A 25,873-nucleotide genomic window follows, 5' to 3' on the forward strand; every position below is an offset into this window, starting at 1 on the left:
CGATCAAGAGAAGAGCGATGAAGATAGGTTTGTTTTACGGCTCTACCACCTGCTACACCGAGATGGCCGCCGAGAAGATCCGCACCCTCATTGGCCCGGAGCTGGTCGATCTCCACAACATCAAGGACGTGCCCCTCATCCGCATGCAGGAGTACGACATCCTGATCCTGGGCATCTCCACCTGGGACTTCGGCGAGCTGCAGGAGGACTGGGAATCCCGCTGGGAAGACATTGCCGACCTGCATCTGGAGGGGCGCATCATCGCCCTGTTTGGCCTCGGCGATCAGCTGGGCTATGGCGAATGGTTCCAGGATGCCCTCGGCATGCTCCATGACCAGCTGGTGCCCAAGGGGGTCAAGCTGGTGGGCTACTGGCCCAACGAGGGGTACGAGTTCGACGCCTCCAAGGCGCTCATCGACGATGGTCGTCACTTCGTCGGCCTGGCCCTCGACGACGCCAATCAGTACGACCAGACCGAATCGCGCATCGAGCAGTGGGTCGACCAGATTTTGAGCGAGATCCACGAACTGCTGTGACGCCGGGTTTTCTGACAGCAGTGGCGATGGCCCCCTGCCATCGCCCGCTCCCCGTACGGCATGTCGAAAAAGGCCTTGTGACAGGCCCCTTGAACAGACGTCAGCTGCGACGCTTCCCCGCCTGCCGCCCCAGGTTTCGGACCACCGGGCGCATAAATCGCACCGATTTTCTCAATCGGTATCATCGCATGACGCTATAGCGACTTTTTTATGCTGGTCTGCAACAATGGAAGCGACACCCCATAACAATCACAGCCGGGTGTCGGAAGCAAACGGACAGACCAGAAAAGGACATTCTATGACCCCATTCTCCCTGTTGGCCCCCGCCATCGCCCGCGACGTGCTCGATCACGCGCTGGCGCTGGGTGCCGACTTCGCCGAGCTGTTTGTGGAGCGCAAGCGCCGCAGCCAGCTCAGCCTGCTCTCAAGCCAGATAGAAAACATCAGCGGCGGCCTCGATTTCGGCATCGGCGTGCGCCTGTGCTACGGCCACAAGGTGCTCTACGGCTACACCAACCTGGCCGATCGCAACGAACTCTTGCGCATCGTCACCCTGCTGGCGGCCAAGGACAGGCGTGACCCCGTGGTCACCGCCACCGCCTTCGATTTCACCCGCCTGAACGATCGCAACCCGATCGCCCTGCCCCTGTCGGCCGACAAGCTGCTGGAGCAGAAGATCGCCTACCTGCACGCCATGGATGCCGCGGCCCGCGCCGAGAGCAACAAGGTGAGTCAGTTTGCCGGCAACGTGCTGGGCTGGGAGCAGGAGGTGGAGATCTTCAACAGCGAAGGGGTGCAGGTGAGCGATCGCCGCCACTACAACCGCATCATGGCCCAGACCATCGCCGCCCTTGGCAGCGAGCAGAGCGTCGGTTACGAAGCCCCCGGCGCCATGATGGGCTGGGAGCACGCCGCCAGTATCGATCCCCGCGAGCTGGCCCTCACCGCCACCCGCCAGGCGCTGGTGAAGCTGGGGGCCGCCCCCTGCCCGAGCGGCAAGCTGCCGGTCATCATGGAGAGCGGCTTTGGCGGCGTCATCTTCCACGAGGCGTGCGGCCACCTGCTGGAAACCACCTCGGTGGCCAAGAAGGCCTCGGTGTTCCACGACAAGATGGGCCAGCTCATCGCCAATCCGGCGGTCAGCGCGGTGGACGAAGGCTTGCAGGGCAACGCCTGGGGCTCCATCAACGTCGATGACGAGGGAATGGCGACCCAGCACACCCAGCTCATCAAGGATGGCGTGCTCACCGGCTTCCTGGTGGACCGGATGGGGGCCCTTCGCACCGGCTACGCCCGTACCGGTTCCGGGCGGCGCGAATCCTACAAGTTCGCACCGGCCTCGCGCATGCGCAACACCTATATCGAGCCGGGCAATCACAGCCTGGACGAGATGCTGGCGACGGTGGAGCACGGCATCTATGCCAAGCGGATGGGGGGCGGCTCGGTGCAACCCGGCACCGGCGAATTCAACTTCAACGTGCAGGAGGCCTACCTCATCGAACACGGCAAGATCACCCGGCCCCTCAAGTCGGCCACCCTGATCGGCACAGGCCCGCAGGTGCTCAAGGAGATCTCCATGGTGGGGCGCGATCTCGCCCTCTCCGCCGGCATGTGCGGCTCGGTCTCCGGCTCCATTCCTGCCTCGGTCGGCCAGCCGCCGCTCAAGGTTGACAATATTCTGGTGGGGGGGAACGCCTGATGAGCCAACTCGACATGAACCAACTGCTGACCCGCCTGCTGGACCAGATCGCCGATCTCGATGCCGAGGCGGACATCATCGCCAACCAGGACAAGGCCTTCTCCCTCAAGGCCGACAAGGGCGAGCTCAGCGAATACAAGGTCACCAGCAGCCAGCAGATCGGCATTCGGCTGATAAAAGAGGGCCGGGTCGGCATCGCCTATTCGGAGTCTCTCGACGAGTCTGCGCTGACCGCCATGGTGCAGGATGCGCTGGATGCCAGCCGCTTCGCCAAGGTGGACCCGGATCAGACCATCGCCGTGCAGCAGAGCCGGCTCACCACCGACTGCGCCGAGATCAATCAGCCCGACACCACCCCAGTGGAGGAGAAGATTGCCCTGGCCCTGCGCCTCGAATCGGAGATGCTGGCGCTGCCGGACGTGACCGGCGCCCCTTACAACAGCTTCTTCGAGGGAGAGGGCCGGCTGTGGCTCGCCAACAGCCAGGGCAGCCTCTGCCAGCATCAGGCATTCAGCGTCGGCTGCTACAGCTCCGCCCTCATCGAGCGCGACGGCCGTCAGTCCATGTTCTCCCAGGGGCAGTATGAGCGCCGCTTCGATGCGCTGGACAGCCAGACCCTCATCCAGCAGATCCACGCCGTGGCCGACGGCCTGCTGGCGGGAGACGCGGTGCCGAGCGGTCACTACAGCGCCATCTTCGACACCAATGCCCTGGCCAGCCTGTTCGGCTGCTTCCAGGCCGCGCTGTCGGGCAAGTGGGCCCAGCAGGGGATCAACCCCTGGCGGGGCAAGCTGGGCCAATCGGTGGCTTCCCGTTGGCTCACCCTGGAGAGCCGGGCCTATATGCCGGGCGGCATGCACATCAAGGCCTTCGATGGCGAGGGTGCCCCCACCCGGGATCTGCTGCTGATCGGCGAAGGGGAGCTCAAGACCCTGCTGCACAACAGCGCCACCGCCCGCCACTTCGGTGTGGCCAGCAACGGCTCGGCGGCCCGCAGTGCCCGCAGTGCGCTGGATGTCAGCCCGCGCCACCTGGTGTTCGGGCTCGGCCCCCACAGCGAGGCCGAGGCGCAAGCCGGCGAGTATCTGGAGCTGGTCAAGCTGGACGGCCTGCACTCGGGCGCCGATGCGGTGAGCGGCGACTTCTCGTTCGGCGCCTCCGGCTTCCTGTGCCGGGACGGTGTGCGGGTGGCACCGGTACGCGGCATCACGGTAGCGGGCAACTTCTATCGCCTGCTGGGCGAGCTGGAAGCTGTCGGCAACCTGCTGCACCACGATGATGGCAAGAGCTTCTACTCTCCGCTAATCCGCTTTGGCGGATTGAGCATTGCCGGCAAGTAACTGTATATCGAGGAAAAAACCTCCAGTTCCCCACCCGAAAGCGGCGCCTGATGGCGCCGCTTTTTTAGCTCTGGCGCCCCTGATGGGCCGCTCCTAACCTCTAAGAAGCTGTCTACGACCTGCCGCGAGAGGCCGTCAGCAAGGAACAGAGCCGCCGGTCGCATCGGCCGGCACATGCAGGAGATCACCAAGATGGACAATACCCTGGTCTGGGCCGACATTCCGACACGGGATCTGGATCGCGCCATGGCCTTCTACTCGGCCCTGCTCGACGTGCCGGTCACGCCGATACAGGAGGAGATCCGCTTCGCCATGCTGCGCCACGACGGCAACAACGCGGCGGCCTGTCTCGGTCCCATGGACAAGTACCACCAGCCGGGGCACTCGGGCCCCCTCATCTACCTCGCCCTGGGCGATCGCCTGCAGGAGGCCGAGCAGCTGGTGCCCAGCATCGGCGGACGAGTGCTCGAGCCCCTGCACAGCATCGGCAGCGGCCATGGCTCCCGGGTCATCATCGAAGATACCGAGGGCAACTGGCTGGCCCTTTATGCGCCGCCGGCCGGCTGACGACGGCTGCACCCAGAAACAACAACGGCGACCTGATGGTCGCCGTTGTGCATGAGCCAGTCTCCCGGGTCATCAGACCTGCGGGTTGAGACGGGTCGGCATGCCGGTACGCTGTTCCAGCACCTGTTTGACCACGTTGGAGTCGCTCTCCGCGTGGGCGATGAAACGGGTGGTGGCCGGGGTCATGGGCAGCGGCACGGAGGCGGTGGAGTTGAACTCCGCTTCGGTGCGTGACAGCGGCTCGTGCACTTCCATGTAGCGGCTGCCATCCGGCTCGACCGTGGTCTTGACCGGCTGGTTGACGAACTGGACGCGAGTGCCGACCGGCACGTGGTCGAACAGGTACTTGATGTCGTCGGCGCGCAGGCGCACACAGCCGCTGCTCACCCGCAGGCCGATGCCGAAGGTGGCGTTGGTGCCGTGGATGGCGTACAGGTTGCCGATGTAGAGCGCGTGCAGGCCCATGGGGTTGTCCGGGCCGGCCGGCCAGACCGCTGGCAGGGTCTTGCCCTGGGCGGCGTAGCGGCGACGGATATTCTCGGTCGGGGTCCAGGTCGGGTTGGCACGCTTGCGCTCAACCTTGGTGATCCAGTTCTCCGGGGTGTTGACCCCCAGCTGGCCGATGCCGATGGGTAGCACCTGCACCACGTTCTTGCCTTTCGGGTAGTAGTAGAGGCGCATCTCGGCCACGTTGATGACGATCCCTTCGCGGGGAGCGTTGGGCAGGATCAGCTGATGGGGAATGATCAGCTTGCTGCCAGCCTTGGGCAGGTAGGGGTCGACGCCCGGGTTGGCTTCCATGATGTTGGTCAGACCCAGCTGGAAGTCAGAGGCGATCTGCTCCAGCGGACGGTTGTCCGCGGGCACCACGTATTCCTGGTTCTCGCCGATCAGGCGGCTGTTGGCGGCGGGCAGCTGGTATTCAACGGCGGCAGCCTGCTGGCCGGCCAGTGCCAGCGTACATAAAAGAGCCGAAGCGGCAATGCGAAGGGGATTCATAAAATTCCTGTGTGGTTTCCTGTACCAAGTTGGCCGAAGGCCGTGTCATCCTCGGTTGCGCCGGGGCGCGAAGCTGGCGTCCGCGGTCGATTACCGAGCGCGCATTCTTTCCTGAGTCGGCCAAAATTTCAACGTCGAAAACGCTCTTTTTTGCATGAAAAGGCGCATCCGGCGCCACTGGCGCAGCCTGCTGTCATGATGGCCACGCTAGCAGCCACAAACTGAGCAGAAGCTGAACAAAAAGGGAGGCCGTCTGGCCTCCCCTTCATCACGGTATCAAGGTCGTCCGCCGAGCAGATCCGCCACGCTCGCGGCGATGGCGGCGCGGCCATCGAGCGCCGCCATCTCCTCGGCCAGCAGCCTTGCCCTTGCCCGATAGCGCGGCTCACTCACCACCTTGCGTACCGCCGTGGCCACCATGGCCGCCGTCGGCTCGTTGCTGTGCAGATTGATGCCGGCCCCGCTCCAGGCCACCCGGGTCGCCACCTCCGCCTTGTCCTCTCCGGTGCCCGCCACCACCAGCGGCACCCCGTGGGCCAGCGCGGACTGCACCGAGCCGTAGCCGCCGTTGGTCACCAGGGCGGTGGCGCGAGGCAGCGCCAGCTCGAACGGCACGTGGTCGGTGACGATGGCATTGGCCGGGATGGCATCGCCCAGCAGCGCCGGATCCCGCCCGCCGGTGGTCAGCAGCAGTTGCAGCTCGTCGCCGGCCAGCCCCTGCATGGCCGGCAGCAGCAACTGCCCCAGATCCACGTTGGCCAGGGTGCCCTGGCTGACGATGACCAGCGGCCGCTCATCGAGCCTCTCCCACCAGGACGGCGGTGTCAGCTCAAGCCGGGGTGGCAGCAGCGGGCCGACATAACGGATCACCCCCTCCAGCTCCGGCCGCTCGTATTCAAAGCCGGCGCAGGAGAGCTGCAAAAAGGCATCGGGCGCCGTCACCATCACGTCGGTGAAGGGGGCCGTCAACGGCGGCGCCCCCGCCTCGGCCAGGGCGGCATCAAAGCGCTGTTGCACCTCCCTTTGCAGTTGCCGGGTCGGCTCATCGAGCCAGGGCAGCTCGCCAAGGGAGCGGCGCAGCTCGGGGGGAATGCGCGGGCCGTAGAAGATGGCGTCCGGACTCGAGAAAGAGACAGGGTTCACCCCCAGCATCAGGATCGGCACCGGCCGGCCATGGGGCTGCTGCAACAAGGGCAGCGCGCCGTAGAAGCCGTTCTCCACCAGCAGCAGATCCACCCTCTCCGCCGCGATCAGCGCCCGCAGCTGACTGTCGTGCTGCGCCATGGGGGCGGCGAAGAAGCGTTTGAGTGCCAGCGCCATCTGGGCGGTGCCGCTCAAGCTGGCCCGCTCGGGAAAATGCCGCTCCAGCACCCGGTAGTCAAAGTCCACCTCGGGGGCGAAGGGCACGAACTCGGCACCGGTTGCGCGGATGCGCTGCTCGAACAGGGCGCCGCACAGCATCAGCACTCTATGCCCCTGCGCCACCAGCAGACGGGCCGCCGCCAGCATGGGATTGACGTGGCCCGGGGTGGCGGTGGCCGCCAGCAACAGGGTCGCCATCACGCCGCCCCTTGCGGCGCCAGCGCCGGGTTGAGGCAGACCGGGCTGGCCTGGATGTGGACCCGCTGGATGTGGCGCGCGGAGCGGGCGGTGAACCCCTCGCGGCCGTGCAGCAGGCCGAGGTTGTCGGCGATCACCACGTCCCCCCCCTGCCACTGGTGGGCATAGAAATAGCGCGGGTCATAGAGCCGCTCGTGCAGATCCTGCAGGAAGGCGGCCTGCTCGGCCGGCGCCACCCCCTCGATGTCGAGGGCATGCTGGTTGAGAAAACGCACTCCCTCGCGCGGCGGCTCGTTGTAGCGCAGCACCGTCTCGCCGCTCACCGGGTGGGGCACCAGCAGTGGCGAGCGCACCTGGCCGCCGTAGTGCACCACCTGCTTGATGCGATAGGTGATGTGCACCCGCTCCCAGCGGGCCAGCCGCTCGCCATCGAGCTCGGTGAGCAGCTGGCGGGTATTGATGAAGGTGGTGCGCCCCCCTTCGTCCGCCGCCGGGGCGTGCACGCAGTGAAACAACTGGAACTCGGGCAGGGTCGGCTTGTACATGCCGTCCCAGTGCAGCGGCACATAGCTGGAGTCGAAGATGTGGTCGGTGGCGTTCTCGTGCTCCTTCACGTCCAGCACGGCGCCGAAGGGCCACATCATGATCTCGCCCCACTCCTCGCCGTAGCGGGTCAGCCGCTCGGGATCGGTGAAGCCCGACTCGAACCCGCGCAGGATCAGCACGCCGTGGCGGCGGGCCAGCTCGCGCAGCGCCTCGATAGCCAGGCTCTGCACCGGCTGGCCGTTGCGGGTCGGCTCAATCAGCAGGCCGAACGGGGCCTGCGGCAGAATGCGGCAGCGCTCGCCGCCGAGGGTAACGATGGATGCAGTCATGGGAAACTCCTCAGGCGGCGGCCTGCTTGCCGTTGATCAGGTAGTGGCTCGGACGGCCGTGGATGTGGACCAGCTCATGCTCCATCGCCAGTACGTCACGCCGCTTCATCAGCACGAACTGGCCATCCAGGTTGGCCGCCACCCCGTGCCAGGGGGTGAGCCAGTCATCCCGGGTCGGCAGCATGTGGATGCCCATCTTCAGGCTGTGGCTCGCCTGGGGGTGGATGGAGAGACGGATCGCCTCGGGGAAGCGCTCCGCCAGCAGGTTGCCCCAGGCGCGGCTGCGCTGGATCACCGCATGGGTGCGCCCTTTGGCATCCCGCTGCAGCGCCGTGTTGGAGAGCGGGGTGTCCGGCAGCTGGCTGTCTTCATAGAGGAAGCGGGTCATGGCGCGATAGAGGCGAATGCCCTCCTCGGTGCTTCTCACCTCCTGCGCAATCAGTTCCAGCGGCTCGGCGTAGCGCTCCACCAGCTGTTCGCGCAGGGTGTCGAAGTCGCGGCTGGCGCAAAACTCGGCCATACCCGCCACCATGCCCAGGTGGAAGACCCCGAGATGGGTCGCCCCCAGCTCCAGGATCAGCTGCTCGATATGGGCCTGATAGGCATCGATGGCCGGATCGGGCACCCGGATGAGGTCACCGAACACGTGGCCATCCGAGCAGATGAGGATCCGCATGCCGGGCGCATAGTGCAGCTGGATGCGCTGGCAGAGGTGGTTGAGAAAACTGAGGGAGAGCCGCTCCGCCATGTCCGGCAGAGAGCCCAGCACCTTGTTAGGATTGGGCGACTTGGTGGGAAAGGCGGGCAACACGCAGAGGATGGTCTCGCCCCGCTCGATGAAGTCTTGCAGACGGGGGATCTGGATGGCGGCCACCTCTGCCTCCTCCTGCTGCCGATCCAGGATGGGATCGGGGAAGCGGCGGCGATAGGGCAACAGCTCGGCAAATATATTCTGGGCAATTTGATGGGAAGATAAACCACTCATTATTCCGGCTCCTTTGGCAGGATTAAAATCAATAAAGATGACTCTTTATCAATGCGTCCAGTCTCTGTTGTTATTATTTGTGTATCCGTTTGCTACCCAAACGAATCGAGAGGGGACAGTAGCCGAGATAAAGTCAGGCTATCAATTCGCCATTGATGTAAACAGCTTCAACCCTGCGCTAATAATCTTTACCGCATAAGCAATTCACATTTATCTATATGAATAAAAACAAAATAATGAATATTAAAGCGGTTACAAAAAACCCTTTTTCCAAAAAGTTCCCTAGCCATTATTTTATTTGGTCACAAGTTGACTCAGCCATTATTTAGCAGAGCTTAATAGTGATAGCGGCTCAACGGAATAATAGTGACCACTTCGCCGAAAATATCGCAAACAATTATTTATTCACATAATAAGCCGATGCGCCATGGCCGGGTTCCGGGATGGCGCAGACACAAAAAAACCGGGTTGCCCCGGTGCTTTGCATCTCGTCCCAGCGACGCTGCCTATGGTCGACCGAATCTCCTCAGGCCGGCACCGGCTCCGCCGCCAGATAGTCGAGGGCTGCCTGCCAGCCCATCCGGTAACCCTGCTCCAGCCTCGCCCGGTCGGTGGTCATGCGGCCGACCCGAAAGTGTGCCGGCGGTACTATGACCCGGATGCGGCAATCGGCCGGCGGCTGGCGGATGAAGTCGATGGCATCGTTGTAGCTTTGATGGCGCGACAGGCTGGCGCGAGCCAGCGCCGGCGTCTCGCGCAGCAGGTAGCGATGCAGGGCAGGCAGGCGCGGCGCCCGCTTGCGATAGCCCAGCGGCCGGGAGAGCACCACTGTGATGTCGCGCGCCCCCTGCTCATAGGCGTGGCGCACCGGAATGGAGTCGGCCACCCCGCCGTCCGTCATAGCCTCCCCGTCGATGCGCACGAAGTCCCGGTAGACCAGCGGTACCGAGCAGGAGGCCTTGATCTGCTGCTCCAGCTCGGCGGCATTGGCCCTGAGGTAGGCGGCCTGACCGTCCGTGACCCGGGTGGTCACCACCGTCAGCGGCACCGGGTTGGCGGCAAAGCGCGCCAGATCGAGCCGGCACTCGCGAATGGTGATCGCCCACAGCCAGTCGAGATCGAGCCAGTGACCGCCGCGCACGAACTTGGCCAGGTTGATGAACTCGGGACGGCAGGAGTAGTCGGTGATGACGTTGTGGTTGCGCCCCTGCTGGCCGGCCAGAAAGGCCGCCAGATTGACCGCCCCGGCCGATACCCCGATGCAGTGATCAAACGCCGTGCGCCCCTTGGCCAGAAACGCATCCAGCACCCCGGCGGCAAAAATGCCGCGCATGGCGCCCCCCTCGACCACCAGGGCCGTTTGTCGCCGACTCATCTCGCCTCCCCGTTTTGCTCTGTGAATGGTCTCACACTTTGGCCCATTCAGAGCCCGGCTGCCTGCCGGGATCCCTATAATGGGCCCTCCTTCGCTCCCCATGAGCAAGGTATAACTTATTGATGCTACGGAATATTACAATGAAAAATATCAGCAAGTCCCTGCTCGCGGCTGCCATTTCCCTCGGATTGATGGCAGGCTGTAACAGCCAGAATGACTCCGAGACCCCGACGCCCATGGTTCGCTTCGCTACTTTCAACCTCTCCTTCGATCGCACCGCCGCCGGCATGCTCGCCGGTGAACTGGCTCTGAGCCGCACCGAGCAGGACGCCCTGCTGGCCCGCCTCGCCGACGGCACCTTGAGCGGCGCCGAGAAGACCAAGGCCCTCGACGTGCAGCAGATCCGCAACATCGCCGAAATCATCCAGCGCACCCGACCCGACGTCTTCCTGCTCAACGAATTCGACAATGACGGCAAGGGCAGCGACACCAAGGACCTCAAAGCCTTCAACGACAACTACCTGGCCCACGCCCAGCACGACGAGGTGAAGGCCATCAGCTACCCGGTGCTGCAGAACTTCGCCACCAACACCGGCCTGATGAGCGGCCATGACCTCAACCTGGACGGCAAGGTCAACAACGGGCCGGACGACGCCTGGGGCTTTGGCAACTATCACGGCCAGTACGCCTTCGCCGTGATGTCCCAGTACCCCATCGATACCAAACAGATCCGCACCTTCCAGAAATTCAAGTGGAAGGATATGCCGGGCGAAACGAACCCCGTCATCGACGACTGCAACAATGCCAAGGCGCCGATCCCGGCCGGCCGCCAGTGCGGCGATGCCTGGTATGACGACGCCGCCTGGCAGGCCTTCCCGCTCTCGTCCAAGAACCACGCCGACGTGCCGGTGCGCATCAAGCGCGGCAACAAGGAGGAGGTGATCCACTTCCTCATCTCCCACCCGACCCCGCCCATCTTCGGCAACGCGGCGCGCCACAACGTCAAGCACAACCGGGCCGAAGTCGCCTTCTGGCAGGACTACGTGGAGACCGCCAGCTACATGGTGGATGACGCCGGCAAGGCCGGTGGCCTGCCCGCGGGCGCCAAGTTCGTCATCGCCGGCGATCTCAACGCCGATCCCCAGATTGGCGATGGCGACCTCACCGCCATTCAGGATCTGCACAACCATGTGCTGGTCAATCAGGCCGTCACCAACGGCGCCCTGATCCCGGTCAGCCAGGGCGGCCCCGAGTGCCTCGCCAGCCAGCCGGATCAGTGCAAGCGCAACAACAACCGTCCCACCCCGGAGCGCATCACCAGCAGCAGCGGCCTGCAACTCGACCACGTGCTGCCCTCCGCCAACCTGAATGCGGTCGCCTCCGGCGTGTTCTGGCCGGCCAGCTTCGAGCCGGGCTACCACCTGGTGTATGACGCCAAGCTCGGCATCGCCAAGGGAGTCAGCTCGGATCACCGCCTGGTGTGGGTCGACTTCAAGCTCGACTGATCGTGCCAGGCAGACCAAGGGGGCCTGCGGGCCCCCTTGTGCTTTTGTGGCCGCCGACGAAATTCAAAGAGGCCCCTGACCCCTGGATCTCCTCTGATCTGCCACCTCATCGTCCCCGGCACCCACCCGTTCGGCACCATGACGCCTGTCGCAGGCCCAGCAGTGCCTGGCCTCTCTTTGGTTAAAAATCGGTCTCATCAGGGTACATGGCGAGTCGATCACAGAACCCGACGCCGGATCGGGCTAGAATGGGGGCTTCCGTCAGCCGGCCGGGGCCGGTGACCTCTTCGCGCTTTCACTTATCGAGGACACGCTTCATGGAACTGCTTCTTCTCAGCAACGGCAAAGCCACCGAATGCCCGGGCCTGCTCGGTTGGGCCCGGGATCGGGTGCAGACCCTGCTCGCCCGTAAACAGGTCAAGCGCATCCTGCTCATCCCCTACGCGGTGATCCGCAGCGACTGGGATGCCCGAGCCCTGGAGCTCAGCGAGAGCCTGGGAGTGGAGGCCATCAGCATCCATCAGTTCGACGATCCGGTGGACGCCATCCAGCAGGCGGAGGCCATCTTCATCAGCGGCGGCAACACCTGGCGCCTCAACCAGTTGCTGCACGAAAACGGCCTGGTGGTGCCCATCCAGCGCGCCGTGCGCGAGCGAGGCGTGCCCTATGTGGGCTGGAGCGCCGGTTGCAACGTGGCGACCCCAAGCATTCGCACCACCAATGACATGCCGGTCTGCAGCGCCGCCGTGCTGCCGGCGCTGGGGCTGTTCCCGCTGCAGATCAACCCCCACTACTTGGACGCCAGCATCAGCGGCCACATGGGGGAGACCCGCGACGAGCGCCTGGCCGAGTTCTGCGCCATCAACCCGAGCGAGCACGTGGTGGCCCTGCGCGAGGCGAGCCTGCTGCAGGTAAGTGGCGAGCAGATCGAGTACTGGAGCGCCCGCGGCGAAGGCTTCAAGATCTTCAAGCACGCCGAGACCACCCAGGAGTTCAGCACGGCGGCGCCGCTGGCCGAGCTGACGCCGTTTCGCCTGCGCGGCTGATTGGCACTGACCGGCGGATAATTCGACAGGGGCGCAGGATGTCGCCCCTTTTTCGCAATGAAGGGAGAACGAGATGAAGAGCAGGAGTGAACACGACAGCTTCGGCGAGATAGCCGTACCGGCCGACCGGCTGTGGGGAGCCCAGACCCAGCGCTCCCTGCAGCACTTCGATATCTCCGGCGAGCGCCAGCCGATGGCGCTGATCCACGCGCTGGCCCGCATCAAGTCGGCCTGTGCCCGGGTCAATCACGCCAAGGGGCTGCTGCCCGCCCGCACGGCGCAGGCCATCATGAGCGCCGCCGACGAGATCCTGTGCGGCCAGCATGATGAAGAGTTCCCGCTGCGGGTATGGCAGACCGGCTCCGGCACCCAGACCAACATGAACCTCAACGAGGTACTGGCCAACCGGGCCAGCGAGCTGCTCGGCGGAACCCGTGGCGAGGGGCGGCTGGTGCACCCCAACGACGAGGTGAACAAGAGCCAGTCCAGCAACGACGTCTTCCCGAGCGCCATGAACCTGGCCGCCGTCACCACCCTCACCCAGCAACTGCTGCCCGCCCTGGCCACCCTGAGCGCTACCCTGGCCGGCAAGGCGGCTGCCTTCGACGACATCGTCAAGATAGGCCGCACCCATCTGCAGGATGCCACCCCGCTCACCCTGGGGCAGGAGTTCTCCGGCTGGGTGGCCCAGCTCGAGCAGGGGGAGCGCCATATCCGGGCCACCCTGCCCCATCTGTGCGAGCTGGCGCTGGGGGGCACCGCCGTCGGCACCGGCCTCAACACCCCGCCCGGTTTCGCCGAGGCGGTAGCCGCCACCCTGGCCGAGCAGACCGGCCTGCCGCTGGTGAGCGCCCCCAACAAGTTCGAGGCGCTGGCCGCCAGCGACGCCCTGGTGCATGGCCACGGCGCCCTCAAGACGCTGGCCGCCTCCCTCATGAAGATCGCCAACGACGTGCGCTGGCTGGCGAGCGGCCCCCGCAGCGGGCTGGGGGAGCTGCTCATCCCGGAGAACGAGCCCGGCTCCTCCATCATGCCCGGCAAGGTCAACCCGACCCAGTGCGAGGCCCTCACCATGCTCTGCGCCCAGGTGATGGGCAACGACGTGGCCATCAACATCGGCGGCGCCAGCGGCAACTTCGAGCTCAACGTGTTCAGGCCGATGATCGCCCACAACTTCCTGCAAAGCGTGCGGCTGCTGGCGGACGGCATGCAGAGCTTCCACGATCACTGCGCGGTCGGCATCAGCCCGAACCAGCCCCGCATCGACGAGCTGCTGGCCCGCTCCCTGATGCTGGTAACGGCGCTCAACCCTCATATCGGCTATGACAAGGCGGCAGAGATCGCCAAACGGGCCCACCATGAGGGGCTCAGCCTGCGGGAGGCGGCCATCGCCTCCGGCCACCTGACGGCGCAGCAGTTCGATGCCTGGGTGCTGCCGGCCGACATGGTGGGCCGACACGGCAGCTGAAGCACCCTGGCGGAAGAGACGAGATAAAAAAGAAGCCGGGCTGCACCGGCTTCTTTTTATCGACAAATCAGGATTTGATCAGCTTGCTGAGCGCGTCCAGCTCGCGTTGGGCGGCCAGCAATTTGGTCTGGGCCTCTTCCAGCTTGGCCTGCTTCTTGGCGATCTTGTCGGGCTTGCCCGTCACCCGGGCGTTCTGCAGCTCGACCAACCGCTCGTTGACCTGCTCCTTGAGCTCGGCCACCCGCTGCTGCTGCTCCTTGAACAGGCCCGCATCGGTGCAATGGGTCTCGATATTGCGCAGGGCCCGCTCCAGCCCGGCCACCTGGTCCCCGTTGTCGTGCGCCTTGGCAATGGCCAGCTGCTCCTTGACGGCCTGCTGGCGCGCCTTGCAACCGACAGCCTCACTGCCGTAGGCCTGACCGGCCAACAGCAGCATGCTCATTCCGATAACCTTCCACATAACGACCTCGTTCCCCTGTCATGTTTGATGGCCGCCTATCAGACCGTACTCAGCCGGCCGGGTCAAGGCGCGGGCAAACCGCTACGACAGAGTTTGTGCGACGTCACGCCAATGGTGGGCTGCTGGGTCTACAATGGCGACTTTCATGAGGAGTCTGTTATGAATCAAGAGATTGTCATCATCGCCAACGGCGCCCCCTATGGCAGCGAATCCCTGTTCAATGCCCTGCGCCTGGCCATCGCCCTGGGCGAACAGGGCGGTACCAGCCTGAAACTGTTTCTGATGTCCGATGCGGTCAGCGCCGCCCTGGCGGGCCAGGCCCCGGCCGAGGGCTACAACCTGCGCCAGATGCTGGAGATCCTGCTGGCCCAGGGGGTCACCATCCGACTTTGCAAGACCTGTACCGATGCTCGCGGCATCACGGCGCTGCCGCTGATCGAGGGGATCGAGATCGGCACCCTGCCGCTGCTGGCCCAATGGACTCTGGCCGCCCACAAGGTGCTCACCTTCTAGCACAAGGCAAAAATGGGCGCAGAGTTGATCTGTCACAACACTGCGCCATTTGAAAACCTGCTTCAGACTGTTACTGTCTACACTGTCAATTACATAACAATGCGTGCGCCTTCATTTTTGCTCGGGAAACTGTCATGAACCCAACCGAACAGACGCTGCTGGAACAGATGCGGATCACAGAGTTCGAAATCGCCCATCGCAAGGAGCTACTGCTGCTGGACGAGCAGGATTTCCTCCTGCTCGCCAGCTATCGTCCCAAGATCGAGCCCCACATCGACGCCCTGGTCGACAAGTTCTACACCCTGCAGACCGGGATCACCGAGATTGCCCTGCTGATCGGCGACGCCGACACCCTGACCCGGCTGCGGGCGGCCCAGCGCCGCTACATTCTCGACCTGTTCAGCGGCCTGTATGACCTGGAGTACGTCAACAACCGGCTGCGCATCGGGCTGGTGCACAAGCGGATCGGGGTGGAACCCAAGCTCTACCTGGCCGCCATCAACACCCTGAAAGGGCTGCTCATCGAGGATATCTTCACCCAGATCCCCAGCGAGCAGGAGCGGGTCACCATGCTCACCGCCCTCGACAAGCTGTTCCTGTTCGACATCACCCTGGTGTTTGAGACCTATATCCGCAGCCTGGTGTCGGAAATAGAGTCCTCCAAGGAGAAATCCGAGCTTTACGCCAAGGCGCTGGAGGAGAAGGTACGCGAACGCACCCAGCAGCTGGAGGAGATGAGCCGGACCGATGCCCTCACCGGCCTGCTCAGCGTGCGCCATCTGCAGGAGAACCTCACCCGCACCCTGCGCACCTGCCAGCGTCGCTCCGAGCCGGTGGTCATCGCCTACCTCGACATCAATGACTTCAAGCAGATCAACGACACTCAGGGCCATCAGCGCGGGGACGAGATCCTGCGCATCGTCGGCGACTGCATCCGCCAGGTGTCACGGGTGGAAGATAGCTGCTTCCGCTACGGCGGGGACGAATTCTGCCTGATCCTGCCCAACTGCAACGAGGATCAGGCCAGAGACGTCTTTCTGCCCCGTCTCAACAAGACACTGGCCGAACGGACCGGTGACGTGACCCTCAGCATAGGGCTGGTGCAGACCGGGCCGGTGCAGTTCGACGAGGGCAACAGCCTGATCCGGCTGGCGGACGAGCGCATGTATGCCGCCAAGAAGGCGATGAAACAGGTCGCCCAGAAGGGTACTCACTGACCCGGGTTGGCCCGGGCCAGCTCGGGGCGCGGAATGCGGGCGCCCCACTCATAGAGCAGGAAGGTCAGCAGGCAGAGCAGCGCCATCAATGCATAGAGCAGCTGCCCGTTCCACTGGGCAAGGATCCAGCCTCCCAGCAGAGCGCCGATGGCGCCACCCAGCCCGGCCAGCGCGCCGGCCCCGAAGTAGCTCCCCTTCTGATGCGGGGGCGACATCTGATCGATCAGCACGTTGAGCAGCGGGAACAGTATGGTCTCCCCCACGCTCAGCATCAGCACGGCACCGATCCAGTGCGACCACTGCTGCGGATCCCCCAGCGCAAACAGCACCTGAGCCCCCAGAAACAGGGTGATGCCGACCTGCAGGCGCACCTTGCCCGGCCAGCGGGCCAGCAGATGCAGCAGAGGAAACTGCAACAGCACCACGGTCAGGGCATTGGTGGCTACCAGGATGGCGATGAGGCTCGCCACCTCCGGGGTCCCGGCCCGGGTCAGGTACTGCACCAGCGGTGAGTGGAACTGGGAATAGACCAGGTTCATCAGCAGGTTGGCCAGCACCAGCAGCAAGAAGCCCCGATCCCGCCACAGCACCTTGATAGCCACCCGCAAGCCCAGCTCGTTGCCACGGGTCGCCGCAACCATCCCTTGCGCAAATCCCCAGAGGAAGGCAGCCCCCAGCAGCAGATAGCTGCCGCTGAGCAGCAGGAAGGTCTGCTGCTGGGCATTGATGCCCAGGGTCACCCCCAGCAAGGGGCCGAGGGCCGCCCCCAGATTGAGCAGAAAGTAACGCAGGTGCAGCGCCAGCTCGCGGGCCTTGGCCGAAGCCAGGCTGTCGGCCATCAACGCCTTGCCGGGCGCATCGATGAGACCGGAGGAGAGGCCGCTGCCGAGCACCCCGAGCCCGAGCCAGAACACAGAGTGGGAAAAGCCGAGCAGGCCGTAGCAGAGCACGGAGACCAGGCAGCCCGCCAGCAGGATGTTGCGCCGCCCCAGCTTGTCGGAGAGCCAGCCACCATAGAAGCTGACCAGAGTGGAGATGGCTGCGGTCGCCCCCAGCATGGCGCCGATGGCGGTCGCCGAGAGACCATACTCCCGATAGAGCAAGATGGAGAGAAACGGCCAGACCATGTAATAGCTGGTGCGCACCATGAAGGTGCCCAGGATCACGGTCCAGACCAGGGGAGGAAACTGTCTGAGGAGGGCCCACGACATCACACTGCTCCTTGTTGCCCGTCGTGCGAGAAGCCTTTCGTTATAACAAGGGGCCTCAAGAGAGACAACATCAGGCAGTAAATATAAAAAAGCCGACCCTGAGGTCGGCTTTTTCAGCAAGCAGCGGCTTATTCGGCAGCCGGCTCTTCGACGGCAACGGCAGCCGGAGCGGCGGCAGCTTCGGTCGGGGCGTTCGCTTCCTTGATGGAGAGACGTACGCGGCCCTGACGGTCCACTTCCAGTACCTTCACCTTCACCACGTCACCGATCTTCAGGTAGTCGGCCACGTTCTGCACGCGCGCATCGGTGATCTGGGAGATGTGTACCAGACCGTCCTTGCCCGGCAGGATGTTGACGAAGGCGCCGAAGTCGGCCAGACGGACGACCTTGCCTTCGTAGATGCGGTTCACTTCGATCTCGGCGGTGATGGCCTCAATGCGGCGGATCGCTTCCTTGGCAGCGTCACCGTCAACGGCGGCGATGCGGACGGTACCGTCATCATCCAGCTCGATGTTGGTGCCGGTCTCTTCGGTCAGGGCGCGGATCACGGAACCGCCCTTGCCGATGACGTCCTTGATCTTCTCCGGGTTGATCTTGATGGTGTGGATGCGCGGGGCGAAATCGGAGATCTCGGCACGCGGCGCCTGGATGGCTTCGTCCATCACTTTCAGGATGTGCAGGCGAGCACCACGAGCTTGCTTCAGGGCAATCTCCATGATCTCTTTGGTGATGCCTTCGATCTTGATGTCCATCTGCAGGGCGGTCACACCTTCGGTGGTACCGGCAACCTTGAAGTCCATGTCGCCCAGGTGATCTTCGTCACCCAGGATGTCGGACAGCACGACGAAACCTTCTTCTTCCTTCACCAGACCCATGGCGATACCGGCGACGGAGGCCTTGATCGGTACACCGGCGTCCATCAGCGCCAGGGAGGAACCACAGACGGAGGCCATGGAGGAGGAGCCGTTGGATTCGGTGATTTCAGAGACCACGCGTACCACGTACGGGAACTCGTCGGCGCTCGGCATCACGGCGGCAACGCCGCGCTTGGCCAGACGACCGTGACCGATTTCACGACGCTTCGGGCTACCCATCATGCCGGTCTCACCGACGCAGTATGGCGGGAAGTTGTAGTGCAGCATGAAGCGATCGGCGCGGTTGCCGGTCAGCTCGTCAATGTTCTGGGCGTCACGCTCGGTACCCAGGGTCGCAACGACCATGGCCTGGGTTTCACCGCGGGTGAACAGGGCGGAGCCGTGGGCACGCGGCAGTACGCCGGTGGCGACGGACAGGGCGCGGATCATTTCCGGATCGCGACCATCGATACGCGGCTCGCCACGAACGACGCGACCACGGACGATGCGGCTTTCCAGGCTGTGGAACTCTTCGCCGATCTTCTTGGCATCTTCTTCCACGCCGGAAGCGATGACTTGTTCAACCACGCGAGCCTTGATGGCACCGATGGTTTCGTAACGCACGGCCTTCTCGGTGATGCGGTAGGCTTCACCCAGCTCAGCTGTCGCCAGCTCGGCAACCTTGGCTTTCAGCGCTTCGTTGACGGCAGGCGCAGTCCAGTTCCACGGCTTGGTGCCGACGTCGGCAGCGAATTCGTTGATGGCGTTGATGACGGCCTGCATCTGCTCGTGACCAAAGACCACGGCGCCCAGCATCACCTCTTCGGAGAGGATGGCCGCTTCGGATTCCACCATCAGCACGGCGTTGGCGGTACCGGCAACCACCAGATCCAGATCGCTCTGGGGCAGTTCGGTAGTGGTCGGGTTCAGCACGTACTGACCGTTCATGTAACCCACGCGGGCTGCACCGATCGGGCCGCCGAACGGGATGCCGGAGATGGCCAGTGCCGCGGAGGCACCGATCATGGCAACGATGTCAGGAGAGACGGCCGGGTTCACGGACATGACGGTGGCAACCACCTGAACCTCATTGAGGAAGCCTTCCGGGAACAGCGGACGAATAGGACGGTCGATCAGACGGGAGATCAGGGTCTCGCCTTCGCTCGGGCGACCTTCACGACGGAAGAAACCACCCGGGATACGACCAGCAGCATAGGTACGCTCCTGGTAGTTGACGGTCAGCGGGAAGAAATCACGGCCGTGATCGGCCTCTTTCTTGCCAACGACGGTCACAAATACGCAGGTATCGTCCATGCTGACCATGACGGCCGCAGTGGCTTGACGGGCCATCACACCGGTTTCCAGAGTGACGGTGTGTTGACCGTACTGGAATGACTTTACAATAGGATTCACGTGAATTTCCTTTTTACAATTTGGCGCTTTAAATTCGCGTGCAAGTATACTTGATTCGATGCAAAAGGTAAGCAGTGACACAAATTCTGTGAGGGCGGCAACAGCCTGACGCGCAATAAAAAAGGGGAACCCGGAGGTTCCCCTTTTTCGCGAAATCTGATGGTCGATTAACGACGCAGACCCAGCTTGGCGATCAGAGCAGCGTAACGCTGAACGTCTTTACGCTTCAGGTAGTCCAGCAGCTTACGACGCTGGGAAACCATGCGCAGCAGACCGCGACGACCGTGGTGGTCCTTGGAGTGCTCCTTGAAGTGACCTTGCAGATGGTTGATCTGGGCAGTCAGCAGGGCAACTTGCACTTCGGGGGAGCCAGTGTCGTTGGCGCAACGAGCGTTGTCAGCAACGATTTGAGCTTTGATCTCAGCATTTAGAGACATGGTAATACTCCAGTAGAGTGTTTAAAGGTTCACAGCCAATCTCTAATTCAGCCGTGAAATGAGGGCGGTATCATAATCGTCCCCGCCCCTTTTCGCAACGATAAAGACGCGCAACGGGCAAGCAACCTGATACCGCCGGAGGATCACTCCTCGTCGTGGTAGCGCACCAGACGCTTGGGCGCCACGCGTCCCTCGTCGTCGATCTCGCCAACCCCGATAAATTCGCGCTCCGGGCCGACCGTCATGCGGACCTGGCCGCTCTGCGGGCTACCTGCCACCTGCACGGCCTGGCCCTGGTTCACATAGGCGGCCACGGCAGCCAGCATGTTCACCTCGGGCAGGGAAGCCACCGCGGTATCCATCGGCAGCAGCAGGGGATCCAGCTGCTCGCGCGGTGGAATGCTCTCGGCCTTGGCCTGCTCGAAGATGCACTCGAGCTGCTCCAGGGTCAGCATCCGCTCATAGGGGTAGCTGGCCACCTGGGTGCGGCGCAGCTGGGTGACGTGGGCGCCACAGCCCAGCACTTCCCCCAGATCGTCCACCAGGGAGCGGATGTAGGTACCCTTGCTGCAGTGCACCTCAAGTCGCACCTCATCTCCTTCAAAGCTCAGCAGTTTGAGCTCGAAGACGGTGATAGGACGGGCTTCCCGCTCGATCTCGATGCCTTCACGGGCATATTCGTAGAGCGGACGGCCGTTGTGCTTGAGGGCCGAATACATGGACGGCACCTGCATGATGGGGCCGCGGAACTGGTCCAGCGCCTCGATCAGGGTACCCACGGCCACGTTCACCGGACGGGTGGAGACCACCTCGCCATCGGAGTCGCTGGTGTTGGTACGCTCGCCCAGCTTGGCGGTCACCTCATAGCGCTTGTCCGCCTCCAGCAGATACTGGGAGAACTTGGTGGCCTCGCCGAGGCAGATCGGCAGCATGCCGGTTGCCAGCGGGTCCAGGGCGCCGGTGTGACCAGCCTTGGCGGCGTTGTAAATCCGTTTGACCTTCTGCAACACATCGTTGGAGGTCAGGCCGGTCGGCTTGTCCAGCAGCAGGATACCGTGTACGTCACGGCCCTTGAAACGACGTCTACGAGACATCTCAGGCTTTATCCTCAGTAGTGTCATCCGGCGCGGCTTCGTCTTCTTCACGACCGGATTCGGCCATGCGACGCTTGTCTTCGCGGATGGTGTTGGTCACCAGGTTGGAGAGGCGCATCCCCTCAACCAGGGTCTGATCATAGAAGAAGCGCAACTCGGGCACCACGCGCAGGCGCATGGCACTGCCCAGCAGGCTGCGGATGTAGCCGGCGGCTTCAGTCAGAGCCTTGAGCCCTTCCTTGATGCGCTCGGCATCATTTTCCAGCTGCAAGAAGGTGACATACACCTTGGCGTAATTGAGGTCACGGGACACTTCCACATCGGAAACGGTCACCATGCCGATGCGCGGGTCTTTTACCTCGCGCTGCAGAATGAGCGCGATTTCGCGCTGGATCTGCTGTCCGACCCGACGGGTCCGGCTAAATTCTCTGGCCATATTCTATCCTGCGATAAAAGGGGGCCGCGGCCCCCTATTTAATCTGACTCTTGGCTTACAGAGTCCGTTGGATTTCAACGGTCTCGTAAACTTCGATCTGGTCGCCTTCGCGTACGTCGTTGTAGTTCTTGACCGCGATACCACACTCGTAGCCATTCTTGACTTCGTTGACGTCATCCTTGAAGCGACGCAGGGATTCCAGCTCGCCTTCATAGATAACCACGTTGTCGCGCAGAACGCGAATACGGTTGGAACGCTTGACCACACCTTCGGTAACCATACAGCCGGCAACGGCGCCGAACTTCGGTGACTTGAAGACGCTGCGCACTTCGGCCAGACCGATGATTTCCTGACGGTACTCGGGGGCCAACATGCCGCTCATGGCCTGCTTCACTTCGTCGATCAGGTCATAGATGACGGAGTAGTAACGCAGATCCAGGCTCTCGGCATCGATGACCTTGCGAGCAGAAGCATCGGCACGGACGTTGAAGCCCACCAGGATGGCGCTGGACGCGGCCGCCAGGGTGGCGTCGGTCTCGGTGATACCACCCACGCCGGAACCAACGATCTTCACCTTCACTTCGTCGGTGGAGAGCTTGACCAGCGCATCGCAGATCGCTTCCACGGAACCCTGTACGTCGGCCTTGATCACCACGTTCACTTCGGACACTTCGCCTTCGGTCATGTTGGCGAACATGTTCTCCAGCTTGGCCTTCTGCTGGCGAGCCAGCTTGACTTCGCGGAACTTGCCCTGACGATAGAGTGCCACTTCGCGGGCCTTCTTCTCGTCACGCACGACGGTGGCTTCGTCACCGGCAGAGGGAACGCCGGACAGGCCGAGGATTTCCACCGGCAGGGACGGACCGGCCTCTTTGATCTCGCGACCCAGTTCGTCACGCATGGCACGGACACGGCCGTATTCGAGACCACACAGCACGATGTCGCCCTGACGCAGGGTACCTTCCTGTACCAGCACGGTGGCAACCGGACCACGGCCCTTGTCGAGGAAGGACTCGATCACGACGCCGTTGGCCATGCCGTCAACCACGGCTTTCAGCTCCAGTACTTCAGCCTGGATAAGAATGGCTTCCAGCAGGTCGTCGATGCCTTCGCCAGACTTGGCGGAGACGTGCACGAACTGGCAGTCACCACCCCAGTCTTCGGACATGACGTTGTAGCGGGCCAGCTCGGTCTTGACGCGATCCGGATCCGCTTCCGGCTTGTCGATCTTGTTGACCGCAACAACCAGCGGCACACCGGCAGCCTTGGCGTGCTGGATGGCTTCGATGGTCTGCGGCATCACGCCGTCGTCAGCAGCAACAACCAGCACCACGATGTCGGTTGCCTTGGCACCACGAGCACGCATGGAGGTAAACGCCGCGTGACCCGGGGTATCCAGGAAGGTGATCATGCCGCTGTCGGTCTGTACGTGGTACGCACCGATGTGCTGGGTAATACCACCGGCTTCACCGGCAGCCACCTTGGCTTTACGGATGTAGTCCAGCAGCGAGGTCTTGCCGTGGTCAACGTGACCCATGATGGTCACGACCGGCGCGCGCGGCTTGGCTTCGGAGGTTTCGTCACGATCGGACAGCACCGCCTCTTCCAGCTCGTTCTCACGACGCAGCACCACCTTGTGACCCATCTCCTCGGCGACCAGCTGAGCAGTCTCCTGGTCGATCACCTGGTTGATGGTGGCCATGGCACCCATCTTCATCATCACCTTGATGACTTCAACACCCTTGACGGCCATCTTGTTGGCGAGCTCTGCCACAGTGATGGTCTCGCCGATGATGACGTCACGGTTGACGGCGGCAGCCGGCTTGTTGAAGCCATGCTTCATCGCATTCGGGGTAGCCACCTTACCACGCTTGCCTTTACGGGCGCGCGGGTCACGGGAGTTGCGGTCGTTGCGATCGTCGTCGCGGCGACCGGCCTTCTTCGGCCCCTTGGCAGCAGCAGCGGTGCGGCGGCTGGTCTCTTCCTTGCGATCCAGCTCGTCTTCAGCAGCCTGGGCGTGCTTGGAGGTGGTCACATGGTAATCGCTGCTCTCTTTGGCGCGAGCGGCTTCTTCTTCAGCCCAGCGGGCTGCGTTCTGTTCCGCCATGACGCGAGCCTCTTCGGCTTTCTTGGCGGCGAGTTCTTCAGCCTTTTGCAAAGCTGTTTGTTCCTGTTGGCGCTTCAGTTCTTCTGCTTCGCGCTTGGCCATCTTTTCTGCCTCTTGCTGAGCTGTGCTACTGGCTGCTTTGGCGGGCTGTTGAGCCTGTCGAGCCTTTTGTTGTGCCTCGATCCGCGCCTTTTCCTCAGCTTCACGACGAGCCTGCTCAGCCTCACGGCGAGCCTTCTCTTCAGCATCGAGACGAGCCTTCTCTTCGGCTTCGCGACGAGCTTTTTCTTCTGCTTCCAAACGCGCTTTTTCCTCGGCTTCCGCCTGACGCTGTTCATCTTCCAGCGCCGAGCGTCTTACATAGGTGCGAGACTTGCGCACTTCTACCTGCACTTCCTTGTTCTTGCCGCCAGTCCCCTGAACACTGATGGTGCTCTTGGTCTTGCGTTGCAAGGTCATGCGGGCAGGTGCGGCGACCTCGTCACCTCCATGCTGTTTCTTCAGGTGAGTCAGCAGAGTCTGTTTCTCAGACTCGCTGACCATGTCGTCGGCCTTGCTCTTGCTGATACCGGCATCGACAAACTGCTGGAGAAGACGATCAACCGGTGTGTCGATGTCAGTGGCAAGTTGTTTGACTGATACTTCTGCCATTCATTTTCCTCCGTTTGATCTTAACTAGACTGCTCTTCTCCGAACCAACAGATATTGCGAGCAGCCATAATCAGCTCACCGGCCTTCTCGGCGGTCAGCCCTTCGATATCAGCAAGGTCATCGATGCCTTGCTCTGCCAAATCTTCCAGGGTACCGATGCCGCGAGCGGCCAGGGCGTACGCCATTTCACGACCGAGGCCGTTCAGATTGAGCAGTTCTTCGGAAGGTTCAACACCTTCAAAGGATTCTTCTTTGGCCAGCGCCTTGGTGGTCAGGGCGTCTTTGGCACGCTTGCGCAGCTCTTCGACCATGTCTTCATCCAGACCGTCGATGGCCAGCAGCTCGTTGACCGGTACGAAGGCGATCTCTTCCAGGGTGGAGAAGCCCTCTTCCATCAGCAGGCCAGCGAAATCGTCATCGATGTCCAGGGTGCTGGTGAACAGGTTCATGATGCGGTCGTTTTCGGCCTGGTGCTTGGCACGCATGTCCTCGACGGTCATCACGTTCAGTTCCCAACCGGTCAGCTGGGAGGCCAGACGCACGTTCTGACCGTTGCGGCCGATGGCCTGAGCCAGGTTGGCGGCTTCCACGGCGATGTCCATGGTGTGGTTGTCTTCATCGACGATGATGGAGGCCACATCAGCCGGCGCCATGGCGTTGATCACGTACTGGGCCGGGTTGTCATCGTACAGCACGATGTCGGCGCGCTCGCCGCTCAGCTCGGCGGAGACCGCCTGAACGCGGGCACCGCGCATGCCGATACAGGCACCGATCGGGTCGATGCGGCGATCGTTGGTCTTGACCGCGATCTTGGCGCGGGAACCCGGATCACGGGCGGCGCCCATGATTTCGATCATCTCTTCGCCGATTTCCGGCACTTCGATGCGGAACAGCTCTTTCAGGAAGTCCGGGCTGGAGCGGCTGACGAACAGCTGGGAACCACGGGCTTCCGGACGCACAGCGTAGAGCAGACCACGGATGCGGTCGCCCGGACGGAAGGTCTCGCGCGGCAGCATGTCGTCACGGAAGATCACGGCCTCGGCGTTGCTGCCCAGATCCAGGATCACGTTGTCGCGGTTGCTCTTCTTGACCACGCCACTGATGATGGTGCCTTCTTTGTCCTTGAACTGGTCAACGACTTGTGAACGCTCGGCTTCGCGCACTTTCTGCACGATGACCTGCTTGGCGGTCTGGGTGGTGATGCGGTCGAAGGTGACGGAGTCGATCTGATCTTCAACATACTCACCGATCTGGATGTCCGGCTGCTCGATCTGCGCCGCTTCCAGGGTGATCTCGGCGTAGGGGTTCTCCATGGCGGCCTGATCCGCGATGACGACCCAGCGGCGATAGGTGTCGTAGTCGCCGGTCTTGCGATCGATCTCTACCCGAACTTCGATCTCGCCTTCATATTTTTTCTTGGTCGCCGTCGCCAGTGCGGTTTCCAGAGCCTGGAAAATCTTCTCGCGGGGAACCGCCTTCTCGTTGGACACTGCGTCAACGACCAGCAAAATCTCTTTATTCATAT

At 62.9% G+C, this 25,873-nt stretch carries 22 protein-coding genes; 9 read left to right on the forward strand and 13 right to left on the reverse strand.

The annotated features are described in order from the left end of the window. Positions 1-17 precede the first annotated feature (17 nt). The 4 genes from fldB (at position 18) to I6L33_RS20985 (ending at position 4,142) form a co-directional block, all read left to right on the forward strand. A complete protein-coding gene (gene fldB / locus I6L33_RS20970; RefSeq protein WP_005298196.1) occupies positions 18-536 on the forward strand; it encodes a flavodoxin FldB in 519 nt (172 codons plus the stop codon). A gap of 298 nt (positions 537-834) precedes the next feature. After that, on the forward strand, positions 835-2,235 hold the full coding sequence (locus tag I6L33_RS20975) for a TldD/PmbA family protein (protein WP_216973283.1): 1,401 nt from the start codon (positions 835-837) through the stop codon (positions 2,233-2,235). Next, the gene (locus I6L33_RS20980; RefSeq protein WP_216973284.1) at positions 2,235-3,575 is read left to right on the forward strand and encodes a TldD/PmbA family protein; all 1,341 of its coding nucleotides are present in this window, start codon (positions 2,235-2,237) and stop codon (positions 3,573-3,575) included. The genes I6L33_RS20975 and I6L33_RS20980 overlap by 1 nt, the downstream gene beginning before the upstream one ends. A 174-nt stretch (positions 3,576-3,749) precedes the next feature. Next, positions 3,750-4,142: a VOC family protein gene (locus I6L33_RS20985; protein ID WP_043170234.1), complete on the forward strand. Its 393-nt coding sequence runs from the start codon at positions 3,750-3,752 to the stop codon at positions 4,140-4,142. A gap of 72 nt (positions 4,143-4,214) precedes the next feature. Here I6L33_RS20985 and I6L33_RS20990 read toward each other — a convergent pair whose 3' ends face one another. The 5 genes from I6L33_RS20990 to I6L33_RS21010 form a co-directional block, all read right to left on the reverse strand. Next, complete coding sequence (locus I6L33_RS20990; protein ID WP_005298188.1) at positions 4,215-5,141, reverse strand: L,D-transpeptidase family protein; 927 nt, start codon at positions 5,139-5,141, stop codon at positions 4,215-4,217. 276 nt (positions 5,142-5,417) lie between these two features. Continuing rightward, a complete protein-coding gene (locus tag I6L33_RS20995; protein WP_216973285.1) occupies positions 5,418-6,701 on the reverse strand; it encodes a glycosyltransferase in 1,284 nt (427 codons plus the stop codon). Beyond that, complete coding sequence (locus tag I6L33_RS21000) at positions 6,701-7,576, reverse strand: TauD/TfdA family dioxygenase (protein WP_216973286.1); 876 nt, start codon at positions 7,574-7,576, stop codon at positions 6,701-6,703. Before I6L33_RS21000 ends, I6L33_RS20995 begins: the two co-directional genes overlap by 1 nt. A 10-nt stretch (positions 7,577-7,586) precedes the next feature. Continuing rightward, the gene (locus I6L33_RS21005; RefSeq protein ID WP_017788430.1) at positions 7,587-8,561 is read right to left on the reverse strand and encodes an L-tyrosine/L-tryptophan isonitrile synthase family protein; all 975 of its coding nucleotides are present in this window, start codon (positions 8,559-8,561) and stop codon (positions 7,587-7,589) included. Positions 8,562-9,087: 526 nt separating this feature from the next. Then, the gene (locus tag I6L33_RS21010) at positions 9,088-9,936 is read right to left on the reverse strand and encodes a patatin family protein (protein WP_216973287.1); all 849 of its coding nucleotides are present in this window, start codon (positions 9,934-9,936) and stop codon (positions 9,088-9,090) included. A 140-nt stretch (positions 9,937-10,076) separates the two neighbouring features. Between I6L33_RS21010 and I6L33_RS21015 the strand changes: the two genes are divergently transcribed. The 3 genes from I6L33_RS21015 to fumC all read left to right on the forward strand — a co-directional run bounded on the left by I6L33_RS21015 (position 10,077) and on the right by fumC (position 13,955). Beyond that, complete coding sequence (locus I6L33_RS21015; protein ID WP_005298178.1) at positions 10,077-11,441, forward strand: endonuclease/exonuclease/phosphatase family protein; 1,365 nt, start codon at positions 10,077-10,079, stop codon at positions 11,439-11,441. Positions 11,442-11,758: 317 nt separating this feature from the next. Continuing rightward, positions 11,759-12,487 (forward strand): dipeptidase PepE, encoded by a 729-nt coding sequence (pepE, locus tag I6L33_RS21020; RefSeq protein ID WP_095592174.1) that lies wholly within the window; start codon positions 11,759-11,761, stop codon positions 12,485-12,487. A 73-nt stretch (positions 12,488-12,560) separates the two neighbouring features. After that, positions 12,561-13,955 (forward strand): class II fumarate hydratase, encoded by a 1,395-nt coding sequence (gene fumC, locus I6L33_RS21025; RefSeq protein ID WP_216973288.1) that lies wholly within the window; start codon positions 12,561-12,563, stop codon positions 13,953-13,955. A 67-nt stretch (positions 13,956-14,022) separates the two neighbouring features. Here fumC and I6L33_RS21030 read toward each other — a convergent pair whose 3' ends face one another. Then, positions 14,023-14,397 (reverse strand): DUF1090 domain-containing protein, encoded by a 375-nt coding sequence (locus tag I6L33_RS21030; RefSeq protein WP_010633120.1) that lies wholly within the window; start codon positions 14,395-14,397, stop codon positions 14,023-14,025. Positions 14,398-14,574: 177 nt separating this feature from the next. On the opposite strand from I6L33_RS21030, the gene I6L33_RS21035 reads away from it, so the two are divergent. Then, entirely contained in the window at positions 14,575-14,928 is a 354-nt protein-coding gene (locus I6L33_RS21035) for a DsrE/DsrF/TusD sulfur relay family protein (RefSeq protein WP_005298170.1), read from the forward strand. A gap of 134 nt (positions 14,929-15,062) precedes the next feature. Next, positions 15,063-16,145: a protoglobin domain-containing protein gene (locus I6L33_RS21040; protein ID WP_010633118.1), complete on the forward strand. Its 1,083-nt coding sequence runs from the start codon at positions 15,063-15,065 to the stop codon at positions 16,143-16,145. Here the strand turns inward: I6L33_RS21040 and I6L33_RS21045 are convergent. The 7 genes from I6L33_RS21045 to nusA all read right to left on the reverse strand — a co-directional run bounded on the left by I6L33_RS21045 (position 16,139) and on the right by nusA (position 25,871). Continuing rightward, the gene (locus I6L33_RS21045; protein ID WP_216973289.1) at positions 16,139-17,356 is read right to left on the reverse strand and encodes an MFS transporter; all 1,218 of its coding nucleotides are present in this window, start codon (positions 17,354-17,356) and stop codon (positions 16,139-16,141) included. The two genes, I6L33_RS21040 and I6L33_RS21045, sit on opposite strands and share 7 nt — an antisense overlap. A gap of 128 nt (positions 17,357-17,484) precedes the next feature. Next, positions 17,485-19,623: a polyribonucleotide nucleotidyltransferase gene (gene pnp, locus I6L33_RS21050; protein WP_005298164.1), complete on the reverse strand. Its 2,139-nt coding sequence runs from the start codon at positions 19,621-19,623 to the stop codon at positions 17,485-17,487. Between the two features lie 167 nt (positions 19,624-19,790). Beyond that, a complete protein-coding gene (gene rpsO, locus I6L33_RS21055; protein WP_005298162.1) occupies positions 19,791-20,060 on the reverse strand; it encodes a 30S ribosomal protein S15 in 270 nt (89 codons plus the stop codon). A 143-nt stretch (positions 20,061-20,203) separates the two neighbouring features. Further along, positions 20,204-21,154, reverse strand: a complete 951-nt coding sequence (truB, locus tag I6L33_RS21060; RefSeq protein WP_019839525.1) for a tRNA pseudouridine(55) synthase TruB — start codon at positions 21,152-21,154, stop codon at positions 20,204-20,206. 1 nt (position 21,155) lies between these two features. Continuing rightward, positions 21,156-21,590, reverse strand: a complete 435-nt coding sequence (gene rbfA / locus I6L33_RS21065; protein ID WP_005298154.1) for a 30S ribosome-binding factor RbfA — start codon at positions 21,588-21,590, stop codon at positions 21,156-21,158. Between the two features lie 55 nt (positions 21,591-21,645). Continuing rightward, a complete protein-coding gene (infB, locus tag I6L33_RS21070; RefSeq protein WP_005298153.1) occupies positions 21,646-24,348 on the reverse strand; it encodes a translation initiation factor IF-2 in 2,703 nt (900 codons plus the stop codon). Between the two features lie 20 nt (positions 24,349-24,368). Continuing rightward, positions 24,369-25,871 (reverse strand): transcription termination factor NusA, encoded by a 1,503-nt coding sequence (gene nusA, locus I6L33_RS21075; protein WP_005298150.1) that lies wholly within the window; start codon positions 25,869-25,871, stop codon positions 24,369-24,371. Between the last annotated feature and the right edge of the window lie 2 nt (positions 25,872-25,873).

Origin of the sequence: Aeromonas sp. FDAARGOS 1403 (assembly GCF_019047325.1) — a bacterium.
Taxonomy (GTDB): Bacteria; Pseudomonadota; Gammaproteobacteria; order Enterobacterales; family Aeromonadaceae; genus Aeromonas; species Aeromonas dhakensis.